Raw genomic sequence first — 11,424 nt, 5'->3', positions numbered from 1 at the left:
GATGGAGGCAGGTCGTGGAAACAAGTCCGGCCCTTTCCGCGTCCCGGGATCGGGACGCCCTGGCGCTCCATCTCTGCGAGACGCTCGCGCTCGGCGGAGCCGGGCCGGTCGTCGCGATCAAGGACGTGATCGACGTCGCCGGCCGCCCGACCCGGGCGGGATCCCGCGCCCTCGCGGATGCCGCGCCGGCCAGCCGTCACGCGGCGGTGGTCGAGGCGCTGCTGGCCGCCGACTGCCGGATCGTCGGCAAGCTGCGGATGCACGAACTCGCTTTCGGGGTGACCGGCATCAACGCCTGGGCCGGCACGCCGCCGAACCCGGATTTCCCGGATTTCGTGCCGGGGGGATCGTCGAGCGGGTCCGCGACCGTCGTGGCCGCCGGCCTGGTCGATTTCTCCCTCGGCACCGACACGGGCGGGTCGATCCGCATCCCGGCGGCCTGCTGCGGGGTGGTCGGCCTCAAGCCCAGCGTCGGCCGCCTGAGCCGCCGGGGCCTGACGCCGGCGGAGAGTTCCCTCGATTGCGTCGGGCCGCTCGGCCGCAGCGTCGCCGCCATCGTCCAGGCCATGGCGATCCTCGATCCGGCCTTCGTGCCCGCCGCGGCGCCGGGGCGCCTGCGCCTCGGCTGGGTCGAGTGCGGCGCGAGCCCGCGGGTTGGCGCGCAGGTCCGCTCCGCTCTCGATTCTTGCCTCGATGCCTGCGGCGCGGCGATCGTGCCGGTGTCGCTGCCGGACCTCGACGCCGCCTACGAGGCCGGCCTGACGATCATGAATGCCGAGATGGCCCGGAGCTTCGGACATCTGCTCGAATCCGGCCGGCTCGGCGCCGACATCGAGGCGCGCCTGCGCCACTCCCTCTCCATTCAACCGGAGCAGGTCGCTGCGGCGGAGACGGTCAGGCTCCGCTTCCGCGCCGAGGTCGACCGCGCTCTCGCGGGGTGCGACGCTCTCGCGCTCCCGACCCTGCCCGACCTGCCGCTCACCGTCGACCGGGCCGACGATGCGATGGCCGCGCGCGAGAGCACCCGCCTCGTCCGTCCGTTCAACCTGAGCGGTCACCCGGCCCTGTCGCTCCCGGTTCGTGGCGAGGCCGCCGGTCCGGTCGGCCTTCAGCTGGTCGGCCCGATGAACGGCGACGCGGAACTCTGCGCCGTCGCGGCGCGGATCGAGGCCGCCCTTCGCGATGCACACGCCGGATCAGAGCCTTGAGGAGGGGAGAGTGACCTACGCCTTCGACACGACGCGGCTGCCCGCCGTGCCCTTCGGCACCGAGCCCCCGGGGCGGTTCGAGGCCGGCCTGCCGGCTCTGGTGCGCGTGCTCGCCGAGCGGCGCGAGGAGTTCATGGCCACCCGCCAGATCGCCCCCGACGTGATCGAGCGTCTGAAGGCGCTCGGCCTCTACCGGGCGGTGGTCGCGCGCCGGTTCGGGGGCGACGAACGGAGCCCGGCCGAGTTCTGCCGGATGATCGAGGCCATCGCCGAGGCCGACGGCTCCGCCGGCTGGGTCGCGAGCTTCGGCGTCTCGGCCACCTACCTGGCGGCCCTGCCTGAGCCGACCCTCGAGGCGCTCTACGCCGACGGCCCCGACATCGTCTTCGCCGGGGGCCTTTTTCCGCTCCAGCCGGCCCGCAAGGTCGAGGGCGGCTTCGTCGTGAACGGGCGCTGGAAGTTCGGCAGCGGCTCGACCGGTGCCAGTCACATCGGCGTCGGCATCACCGTCGAGGGCGACACGACCGGCGGCCTGCCGCGGGTCGCCGTGATGCCGGCCGCCCAGGTCGAGATCGTCCCCGACTGGGACGTGATCGGGCTGCAGGGGACCGGCAGCCACGACCTCGTGGTCCGGGACGTGTTCGTGCCCGAGGAATGGACGCTGATCCGCGGCGGCGCCCCCTCCGTCGACGCCGCCATCTACCGCTACCCGACGATGGCCTTCGCCGCCCAGGTGCTGGCGGTGGTAGGCCTGGGCGTCGCCCGCTCGGCGCTGAGCGAGGTCGCCGCGATGGCCGGGGGTCGGGCCTCGCTCACCGGAGCGCCGCGCATGGCCGACCGCGCCCATGTCCAGATCGAGGTCGCCAAGGCCGAGGCGGCCCTGCGCTCCGCCCAGGCCTTCTTCTACGAGGCGACCGAGGCGACCTGGCAGACCGTGCTCGCCGGCGATCGGCCCTCGACCGAGGCTGTCGCCACCTTGCGCCTCGCGGCGACCCATGCAGCCCGCACGGGTGCGGACGTATCGCGGGCCGCCTTCGCACTGGCGGGAACGACCGCGATCTACAACGGCCACCGCCTCTCGCGGGCGCTCTGCGACAGCCTCGTCGTGGCTCAGCACGCCTTCCTCGGCGAGGGCACGCTGATGAGCGCCGGCCGCGTCCTGCTCGGCCTGCCGACCACGGCCGGTTTCCCGTGACCCTCCCGCACCGCCCCCGCCGAGGATCGACGACGATGACTGTCGCATTTCCCGTCACGCCGATGCTGGATGCCGGCGCCCTGGTCGGCGAGGACCGGGCCGGTTCCGCGCTCTACACGGATCCCGCCATCTTCGCGGCCGAGATGAGCCGGATCTTCGAGAACACCTGGGTCTGGGTCGCGCATGCGAGCGAGATCCCGAAGGCCGGCGACTTCAAGATGGCGCAGGTCGGCCTTCAGCCGGTGATCGTGGTGCGCGACCGCAAAGGGGCGGTCCACGTCCACGTCAACCGGTGCCGCCACCGGGCCGCGACCCTGTGCGAGGTCCGCAAGGGCAAGACCAACAGCTTCGTCTGCCCCTATCACGGATGGGCCTACGCCCTCGACGGCTCCCTGCGCGGCGTTCCCTACGAGAAGGGGTACGACGACAGCCTGAACAAGGCCGACTTCCCGCTCCTGTCTCTCCGCGTCGAGGAGTATCACGGCCTCATCTTCGCGACGTTCGCCCGCGAGATCCAATCACTCTCCGATTTTCTCGGTCCGGCGAAGACGTGGATCGACCTGTTCATGAAACAGGGCGCCGGCTTCCCGATCAAGGCGATAGGCGAGCACAAGTTCCGGTTCCCCGGCAACTGGAAGATCCAGCTGGAGAACACCACCGACGCCTACCATTTTCCGCTCGTCCACAAGTCGTTCCTGTCGGCAGCCGACCAGGAGACCGAGGATTCGTGGGACATCATGAACAAGGGTGGTTTCGTCGAGGATCTCGGCAACGGCCACAGCGTCATGGTGATGATGCCGGAACTCGTCGATCTCGAGGAGAACCTGGACGCGCCGATCCCCGAGAAGTTCGCGGCCCTGGCCGAGGAGCTTCGGCAGAGCCATCCCGAGGACCAGGTGCGCCGGATCGTCCGCGCGGTCGGCGGATGCGGCTTCAACCTGAACCTGTTTCCCAATCTCGGCTGCTCGGCCGCCTTCTTCCGGGTCCTGCAACCGATCTCGGTCGACGAGACCGAGGTTCGCCACGTCGCGCTCGGCATGGAGGGCGGACCCGCGGCGGCGAACCGCGCGCGCCTGCGCATCCACGAGTTCTTCCAGGGGCCGATGGGCTTCGGCAGCCCGGACGACGCCGAGGTCTGGGACCGCGTCCAGCACGGCGCCCGAGGGGCCGCCGGCATGCCGATCATGCTGCACCGCGGCCTCAGCCACGAGGAGGTCGGGGCTGAGGGCCGCAAGCGCAGCGACGTCAGCGCCGAGACCGGCATGCGCGCCGCCTACCGGCAGTGGAAGCGGATGATGGAGGCCTGAACGCCATGGACGCGACGACCCCCACCGCCATCTCGCTGCAGGACGCCATGGAGGTCGCCTGGCTCGAGGCCGACCTTCTCGACAGTGCCGATTACGACCCGTGGCTCGCGCTCTGGACACCGGATGCGATCTACGTCGTGCCGGTGGAGCCCGCGGGCGACGACTTCGAGAACACCCTCAACATCGCCTATGACGACGCCGCGATGCGCGCCAAGCGGGTCGAGCGCCTGCGCAGCGGCCAGTCCGTATCGGCCTCGCCGGTGGCGCGGACGGTCCGCCTGCTCTCGCGATTCCGCATCCTGTCCTCGGAGGCAGGGCGGTGCGAGCTGCGCTGCGCGCAGATCCTCACGGAGTACCGGCGCGAGCGCGAACGGATGCATACGGCCGACATCACCTTCGTGCTGGTGCGGACCCCGGACGGCCTGCGCATCGCCCGGAAGGTCGTGCGCCTCATCAACGCGTCCGACGCGATCACCGGCGTGAGCTACATCCTGTGAGCGCGACCGCTCCACGCTCCGCCGCCCTGGTGACCGGGGCCGGGAACGGCCTCGGCGCGGTGGTCGCCGGGTGCCTGCACCGGGCCGGCTACGCGGTCGCCCTCGCGGATCTCGACCTCGACGCGGCACGGGAGGCCGCCGCCCGTCTTGATCCCTCGGGCGACACCGCTCACCCGCTGCGACTCGACGTGCGCCTCAAGGGCGATTTCGAACGGGCCTGCACCGACCTCGCGGACCGCTGGGGCGGTGTCGCGGTCCTGGTGAACAACGCCGCCGTGACCGCCGCCCGGCCGGTCATGGACATCACCGCGGAGGAATTCGACGCGGTGATCGCCGTGAACCTGCGCGGCACCTTCTTCGGCTGCCAGGTCTTCGGCGCCCATTTCCGCGACCGCGGCTACGGGCGGATCATCAACCTCGCCTCGCTGGCCGGCCAGAACGGCGGCACCGCCACCGGCGCGCACTACGCTGCCTCGAAGGGGGCGATCGTCACCCTGACCAAGGTCTTCGCCCGCGACCTCGGCCCCCACGGGGTGACAGTCAATGCGGTCGCGCCCGGGCCGCTGGACCTGCCGGCGGTGCACCGGATGGTCCCGCCGGAGCGGCTCGCCGCGCTGAAGCAGGCGATCCCTGTCGGCGACATCGGCGATCCCGGCTTCGTCGGCGAGATGATCGTCCAGCTCGCCTCGCCGCGGGCGGCCTTCGCCAACGGGGCGACGATCGACCTGAACGGCGGCCTCTTCATGCGCTGACGCCCTGGCGCCGCAGAGCTGCGTCATGCAGCTCCGCTTAGGTTGTTGTTTTTGCATCGTTTTTTTTCGCCGAACCGGTAACCACTTCGGCGGAGGATGCTGAGGAGCTTCTGTCGTGACCCAGGACGTCATGAACCTTTGCATCGTCCGCAGGGAGACGCAGGCGGACGTCGTCGTCATCGATCTCGCGGACCCGGGCGGCGCCGATCTGCCGGCCTACGAGGCGGGGGCGCATGTCGATGTCCATGTCGGGAACGGTCTCGTCCGGCAATATTCCCTGGCCGGCAACCCGGCCGAGCGCGGGCGATACCGGCTCGGCATCCTGCTGGACCCGGCCTCGCGCGGCGGATCGGCGGCCATCCACCGCACCTTCCGGGTCGGCGAGAGCGTCTTGGTCGGCCGGCCGCGCAATCACTTCCCGCTGGTGCCGGAGGCGGCGTATACGGTGCTGATCGGCGGCGGCATCGGCATCACGCCGCTTCTGTCGATGGCGCACGCGCTCCTCGCCGCCGGGCGTTCGTTCGAGCTCCATTACTGCGCCCGCGACCAGACCAGGGCCGCCTTCCTGACCGAGCTGGCCGAACCCGCCTTCGCCGCGCGGACGCATCTCCACTTCGACGACGGCCCGGCCGACCAACGCCTCGACCTGGCTGGCCTGCCTCCCGCCGCGCCCGGAACGCATCTCTACGTCTGCGGCCCGACCGGCTTCATGGACTGGGTGGTCGCCGGGGCCCGCCAGGCCGGCTTCGGTGAGGACCGGCTTCACCGCGAGGACTTCAGGGCCGCGATCGACGCCACCGGCGACGCCTTCGAGGTGGTGGTCGACGGCAGGACCGTCACGGTTCCGAGCGGCCTGTCGATCGTGAAGGCACTCGCCGAGGCCGGCATCACGGTCGAGGTCTCGTGCGAGAACGGCGTCTGCGGGACCTGCCTCTGCACCGTCCTCGACGGCATCCCCGACCACCGCGACACGTACCTGACCGACGAGGAGAAGCAAGCCAACGACCAGATGCTGCTCTGCTGCTCGCGCGCGAAGACGCCGCAGCTGGTCATCGAACTCTGACCGCGCCCGCGACGGAAGGATGCGACCCATGACTAATGATGATCTTCCGGCGCGGCTGGCCGAACTGTCGCAGCGCGTCGCCGTGCTGGAGGCCGAGGCCGAGATCCGGCGCATCCAGGCCCGCTACATGTTCCTCTGCGACACGCCCTGCCCGGAATTCGGCATCGCCGACGACGAGGAGCGCATCGCGCGCATCATGGCGCTCTACGCGCCGGACGCGGTCTGGGAGGGCGTCGGCGCCTATTACGACGGCCAGTTCGGCCGCGCGGTCGGCCACGACGCCATCCGGGCCCATTTCCGCAGCTTCTGGGGCGGCAAGCGCGATCCGGCGCTGGTGCTGAACGTTCATTACCTGACATCGGAACAGATCCACGTGTCCGGCGACGAGGCCGACGGCCAGTGGGTGCATTGCCAGCCCTGGATCTTCTCCGACGGCTCGGCGCTCCTGCGCTCGAGCCGCCTCAACAATGCGTTCCGCCGCATCGACGGGGCGTGGAAGATCACGCGGACACGGACCGAGAACGTCTTCGTGACGCCGCTCCCCCCGGCGCACGGGGTCGTTCATCCGCAGACCTCCGTCCTGATGCGTCCCTGATCATCCTGCCGCGCCTGGCCGCCGCGGCCCGTCGCCCCTCCCTCCTCACGCCTTCGGAAACCCGACCATGACCGCCCCGACCCTCCCGTTTCCCGAGCGCGCCGCCGCCGAGATCGACGCCCTGCACCGCCTGCTCCAGGCGTGGTTCCGGGCCGAGGGCTCCGACGATCCCGCGCCGGTCCTCGCCCATTTCGACGAGCGCTTCAGCATGACGACGCCGGCCGGCGGCATTCTCCCCTTCGAGACCTTCGCGCGCGCCTTCCCCGGTCTGCGCGGCAGCCGGCCGGGCCTCGTCATGACGATCACGGACGTCATGGTGCAGTTCGCCGACGCGCGCTCCGCCCTCGTCACCTACCGCGAGCGGCAGACCTTCGGCGAGGTCGATAACCTCCGCCGGTCGACGGCCCTTCTCCTCGACCGGCCGGATCGTCCGACACCCGTCTGGATGTCGTTGCACGAGACCATGGAAGCGTGAGGGACCGGGGACACAACGATGCCGGACGCGGAAGCGCAGATGTGGGGCTGCTATGCCTATCAGGATTTTCAGGTCCGCGTCGTCCAGAAGTGGGCCGATCCCTACGGCAGGGCGATGATCCGGATTGCCGACATCGCCGATCCGGAGCGGGCCATGGGGCTGGCGGAGGCGGATTTCATGCAGGCCGCCGTCCCGCTCCCGGCCCGTGACGATCCCGACTTCGAGTGACGTTCGGCCCCGCCGCCAGGAGGACCCCGATGATCGACGAATCCAGTCCCCTCACGGCCGTCCAGGGGCGCGCCATGCCCACGCCCGTCTCCCGGGGGAGTTCCGCGCCGGCATGCGCCAGCTCGCCGCCGCCGTGACCATCGTGACCACGATTCACGAGGGCGTCCGGGCCGGCATGACGGCGACGGCGGTCATGTCGCTGACGGCGGAGCCGCCGCAACTCGGCATCGCGGTCAACCGCAGCGGCGCGTCCTGCCCGGCGATCGCCGGCTCGGGCGTCTTCGCGGTGAACGTCCTCCGCCACGATCAGGCCGGCCTGGCGCGCCGGTTCGCCGGCGCCGACGGCGTGAAGGGCGAGGAGCGCTTCACCGAGGGCCGCTGGAGCTGCCCCGCGACCGGCTCGCCGGTGCTCCTCGACGGCGCGGCGGCCTTCGACTGCCGCGTCGTACAGGCGATCGACCTCAGCTCGCACGTCCTGTTCGTCGGACAGGTGGAGGCCATCCTGGCGGCACCGGCGGCAACCCCGCTCCTCTTCATGGACGGGACCTGGGCGAGTCTCGTCCGGGCCAATGATCACGACTTCCGCGCCTACGAGCAGGTGATCGGCCGGATCGACGCCGCGATCGAGGCTGCCGTCGCGAAACGAGTCCCCCCGGCGCAGCAGCTCGACGACTTCATCCAGCAATTCTCGCAGATCAGCGCGGGTTCGCTCGGGATCGTGCGCGAGTTCTTCGACCGGGAGGCCGTCGCCCCTGCGCAAAGCCTCCACACCATCGACCGGCTCAAGCGGGGCGTCGAAGGCAAGCTCACGGAGCTTCTCGCCCACGGCACGGTGTCGGGAGACTTTGACGTGGCCGATCCGGCGGTGGCCGCTCACGCGATCATCGGCTTGGTCAACTCCGTTCATCGCTGGCCGGAGGAAAGTGGCGCGATGACGGCGGACGCCCTCGGCGGTCGTGTCGGCGCGCTCGTGACCGCGATGGTGCTGCGGGGCGGCAGCCACAAATCTGTCGACTCCGCTTGAGGCCGACCAGGAAACCCGTCGTCTCGCAGGCGCGCAAACGGCTAACCCGACCTTTCGACCATGATCCTGATCAGACGTATGATGATGGACTTGCCTAAACGGCCTTGCGCGATGAAGGGGGAGCGGCATCTCACGCCGTCGCCCGCTGACGGTTCCCGAGCCGGCAATCACGCTTCGCGCCGACGCGGCCTCTGGCGCCACGCGGCTGGGAGACGGGACGCGGTTGACACATCAATCGATTTGGACCTACGCCGACGCGAGGTCGCACGGGGCATCGGTCAAACGCAATACCCGGAGAGGGTCGCCGAGCAGTACCGCCGTGCACGTGCCGCGTCGGGTATCGCGCCCCTTCATCCCGGAGATGGTTGGGGAGCTGGAGTGTCGATCAAGCATAGCGCGTCTGATCGGATCCATGTTGATCCGGAAAGTGAAGATTTCGATATCAGGAATTGGCCGTTCTTCGGCATCGTTCAGCTTGCCGGCCGTTATCATTTGAAACTCGATGCGATGCTCAAGCCCATCGGGATGGATGTCCCGCGTTGGCGCGTGCTGATGATCGTCTCGAGCCAAGGCCCCTCCAGCGTCACCGAGATTTCAGAGATTGCGGTCACGAAGATGTCAACTATGGCCAAAATCATTCAAAGGATGACCGCTCAAGATCTCGTCTCGACAAGACAGTCGCCGGACGACGCACGGACGACGATTGTGACGATCACAGAGTCCGGACGAGAGGTGATTCAGCAAATCAGAAAAAAGGTTTCGCGATTATCGGATAGGGCCTTTGATGGCTTAAGTAAAAGTGAATTGGAATTGTTAAACAATATTGTCAGCAAAATACATTATAATTTGACATTTTAAGTACTAACTATCTCATTGTCACAAAATCACAGATAATCGATCGCGCAATTCACCTAATAATTTATCCAGTTTGTAGAGTTGGTTTGTTCAGAAGAACCTGAGAAAATTTGATCGGCATATACAGCAATAGCCGGATACATAGATATTGCGCAATTAAATTATCAAATCAGAAAATGTGGGTCAATCCGCTTCGATATTTTCGCGACAACGTAGCAACCATGAATCATGGGGCAAGAGGCATGCATGCATCATCTCTGGCAACACGGCCGATGGCCGATCAGCCGGTCTGGCGCCAAGTCGCACAAGCGCTCTGCGACCACGGAGCCATCCGGTGCTTCGGCCTCGTTGGTGGAGCGAACTTCAAGGTCACGCATGCACTCACCGAGTTGGGCATCCCGTTCGTCTCGGCTCGCCATGAGGGCGGTGCCGTCACGATGGCGGATGCGTCGGCGCGGCTCACCGGCGCCTTGACGATCGTCAGCGTCACGGCGGGCCCTGGGCTGACCAACGCGATCACCGGGATCGGCGAGGCTGCGAAGAGCGACACGCCGCTCGTGATCCTGGCCGGCGACGTGCCCGTGGGTGACCGCACGTCGAGCTTCAGCATCCGGCAGGAGGACCTCGTCCGATCAGTGGGTGCATCCTGGATCCAGATCGACGAGCCCTCCAGCAGCTACCGGAGCGTGCGGGAGGCAGCGGCCCACGCCTTGCGCGAGCGTCAGGTGGTAGTGATCAGCCTCCCGACCGATGTCCAGGAGCAGATGTCCGAGGCGGGTCCATGGTCTCCGCTCGACAGCCTCACACCGCCGCAGCCGGACGACACCGCGATCGATGCCGTGGTGGACATGATTCGTACGGCGCGGCGGCCGTTGATTCTTGCCGGCCATGGCGCCGATGTCGCCGATGCGGAGAGCCTGCTGGATCGCCTCGCAGGTGCTGTCGATGGGCTGCTCGCAACGTCCCTTCAGGCGCATGGGATGTTCGCGGATCATCCATGGAACCTTGGCATCGCCGGAGGCTATGCCTCACCGGCTGCCTCGGACCTGATCCGGCAGAGCGATCTCGTGATCGTGTTCGGCGCGTCGCTGAACATGTGGACCACGAAGAACGGACGGCTCATCCGGAACGACACACGTATCGTTCAGGTCGAGTCCCGCGCCGGGCGGTTCGGCCGCTTCAGCGAGGTCGCGCTGCGCATCCATGGCGATGCCGCGCAGACCGCCCGCCGGATCCTCGAAGCCCTCGCAGCCAGCGGCTCTTCCCCGATCGGCCGCTGGCGTACTCCTGAGGTCGCGGCCGTGATCCACGACAAGAGCCATCGGCACCTGATCTACGGCGATCGGAGCGACGGACGTTACATCGACCCGCGCACCTTCACCAAAGCGGTGGATGCGATCCTGCCGGCCGACCGGATCGTAGTGCTCGACGGCGGGCATTTCACGGGCTGGCCCATCCACCACCTCTCGGTCCCCAATGCCGGGAGCTTTTGCATTCCGATCGCGTTTCAATCGATCGGCCTCGGTCTTGCCGCCGCGGTCGGTGCCTCGGTCTCCTTCCCCCAGCGCCTTGTGGTTCTCGCGGCCGGCGATGGCGGCTTCCTGATGTCGCTGGCGGAACTCGAGACTGCGGTGCGCCTCGATTGCAGGATGTGCATCCTGATCTACAACGATGCGGCGTACAGTGCCGAGGTTCATCATTTCAAGCATGGCTACGCTCTGGACATCGTGCGCTTCCCCGAGACTGATTTCGCCCGTGCTGCCCGAGGGCTCGGGGCCGACGGGGCTACGATACGCAAGCCAGAGGACCTTGCCGCCCTCAAAGCCTGGGTCGAGCGTGGCGCGCCCGGAGTCTTCGTGGTCGACGCACGGGTTGACCCGGACATCGCGGCCGATTGGTTCATGCAGGTAATCGGAAAGGGAAATCTCTGACATCCAACCAGAAAATTTGTCGAAAACAGGAGATAGCTTACATTGATCGTGACGTAACCATGATCCGTCAATGTCGTTCGCGCCGAAAGAGCGCTTTTAAGAATCATGAACATTGAAGGACGGCGGATGCCACGCCCCGCGAGCGGATGGCGAACAGATCGCCGTCGCTCTCCGGCTGGCGGAAAGGTGCGATCGTGTGTGATTAGGCGTGGAATAAGGGTTCATCCGCACTTTCGGTGCTGACGGGTGCTTGTCCAGCCAAGCTCTGGGGTCTCGGCTCACGCGGCATGCAGT

Annotated in this window: 12 protein-coding genes; all 12 read left to right on the top strand. The window is 67.9% G+C overall.

Features of this window, described 5'->3' with window-relative positions:
* Positions 1-14: 14 nt before the first annotated feature.
* Positions 15-1,208, top strand: coding sequence for an amidase (locus tag EU555_RS32165; protein WP_245524599.1), 1,194 nt, complete (start codon positions 15-17; stop codon positions 1,206-1,208).
* 10 nt (positions 1,209-1,218) lie between these two features.
* Positions 1,219-2,403: an acyl-CoA dehydrogenase family protein gene (locus EU555_RS32160; RefSeq protein ID WP_245524598.1), complete on the top strand. Its 1,185-nt coding sequence runs from the start codon at positions 1,219-1,221 to the stop codon at positions 2,401-2,403.
* Between the two features lie 35 nt (positions 2,404-2,438).
* Positions 2,439-3,710 carry an aromatic ring-hydroxylating oxygenase subunit alpha gene (locus EU555_RS32155; RefSeq protein WP_135419408.1) on the top strand — a complete coding sequence of 424 codons (1,272 nt, stop codon included), beginning with the start codon at positions 2,439-2,441 and terminating at the stop codon, positions 3,708-3,710.
* Between the two features lie 5 nt (positions 3,711-3,715).
* Positions 3,716-4,207 carry an aromatic-ring-hydroxylating dioxygenase subunit beta gene (locus EU555_RS32150; RefSeq protein WP_135419407.1) on the top strand — a complete coding sequence of 164 codons (492 nt, stop codon included), beginning with the start codon at positions 3,716-3,718 and terminating at the stop codon, positions 4,205-4,207.
* Complete coding sequence (locus EU555_RS32145; protein ID WP_135419406.1) at positions 4,204-4,959, top strand: SDR family NAD(P)-dependent oxidoreductase; 756 nt, start codon at positions 4,204-4,206, stop codon at positions 4,957-4,959. Before EU555_RS32150 ends, EU555_RS32145 begins: the two co-directional genes overlap by 4 nt.
* A gap of 115 nt (positions 4,960-5,074) precedes the next feature.
* Positions 5,075-6,022 (top strand): PDR/VanB family oxidoreductase, encoded by a 948-nt coding sequence (locus EU555_RS32140; RefSeq protein ID WP_135419405.1) that lies wholly within the window; start codon positions 5,075-5,077, stop codon positions 6,020-6,022.
* Positions 6,023-6,050: 28 nt separating this feature from the next.
* Complete coding sequence (locus EU555_RS32135; protein WP_135419404.1) at positions 6,051-6,617, top strand: nuclear transport factor 2 family protein; 567 nt, start codon at positions 6,051-6,053, stop codon at positions 6,615-6,617.
* 67 nt (positions 6,618-6,684) lie between these two features.
* Positions 6,685-7,092, top strand: coding sequence for a DUF4440 domain-containing protein (locus EU555_RS32130; RefSeq protein WP_135419403.1), 408 nt, complete (start codon positions 6,685-6,687; stop codon positions 7,090-7,092).
* Between the two features lie 18 nt (positions 7,093-7,110).
* A complete protein-coding gene (locus tag EU555_RS32125; RefSeq protein ID WP_135419402.1) occupies positions 7,111-7,320 on the top strand; it encodes a hypothetical protein in 210 nt (69 codons plus the stop codon).
* Positions 7,321-7,432: 112 nt separating this feature from the next.
* A complete protein-coding gene (locus EU555_RS32120) occupies positions 7,433-8,344 on the top strand; it encodes a flavin reductase (protein ID WP_135419401.1) in 912 nt (303 codons plus the stop codon).
* A 60-nt stretch (positions 8,345-8,404) separates the two neighbouring features.
* Positions 8,405-9,202: a MarR family winged helix-turn-helix transcriptional regulator gene (locus tag EU555_RS32115; RefSeq protein ID WP_135419400.1), complete on the top strand. Its 798-nt coding sequence runs from the start codon at positions 8,405-8,407 to the stop codon at positions 9,200-9,202.
* A 269-nt stretch (positions 9,203-9,471) separates the two neighbouring features.
* Positions 9,472-11,130 carry a thiamine pyrophosphate-binding protein gene (locus EU555_RS32110; RefSeq protein WP_167858731.1) on the top strand — a complete coding sequence of 553 codons (1,659 nt, stop codon included), beginning with the start codon at positions 9,472-9,474 and terminating at the stop codon, positions 11,128-11,130.
* Positions 11,131-11,424 lie beyond the last annotated feature (294 nt).

The organism is Methylobacterium nonmethylotrophicum (assembly GCF_004745635.1).
GTDB classification, from domain to species: domain Bacteria; phylum Pseudomonadota; class Alphaproteobacteria; order Rhizobiales; family Beijerinckiaceae; genus Methylobacterium; species Methylobacterium nonmethylotrophicum.
Note: the sequence above shows the minus strand (reverse complement) of the source record. Positions and strands in the feature narration are given on the sequence as shown.

Coding starts and splice junctions, on each gene's coding strand:
- EU555_RS32150 (WP_135419407.1), top strand. CDS start 3,716: ATGGACGCGACGACCCCCACCGCCATCTCGCTGCAGGACGCCATGGAG.
- EU555_RS32135 (WP_135419404.1), top strand. CDS start 6,051: ATGACTAATGATGATCTTCCGGCGCGGCTGGCCGAACTGTCGCAGCGC.
- EU555_RS32115 (WP_135419400.1), top strand. CDS start 8,405: ATGATCCTGATCAGACGTATGATGATGGACTTGCCTAAACGGCCTTGC.
- EU555_RS32125 (WP_135419402.1), top strand. CDS start 7,111: ATGCCGGACGCGGAAGCGCAGATGTGGGGCTGCTATGCCTATCAGGAT.
- EU555_RS32130 (WP_135419403.1), top strand. CDS start 6,685: ATGACCGCCCCGACCCTCCCGTTTCCCGAGCGCGCCGCCGCCGAGATC.
- EU555_RS32155 (WP_135419408.1), top strand. CDS start 2,439: ATGACTGTCGCATTTCCCGTCACGCCGATGCTGGATGCCGGCGCCCTG.
- EU555_RS32120 (WP_135419401.1), top strand. CDS start 7,433: ATGCGCCAGCTCGCCGCCGCCGTGACCATCGTGACCACGATTCACGAG.
- EU555_RS32110 (WP_167858731.1), top strand. CDS start 9,472: ATGGCCGATCAGCCGGTCTGGCGCCAAGTCGCACAAGCGCTCTGCGAC.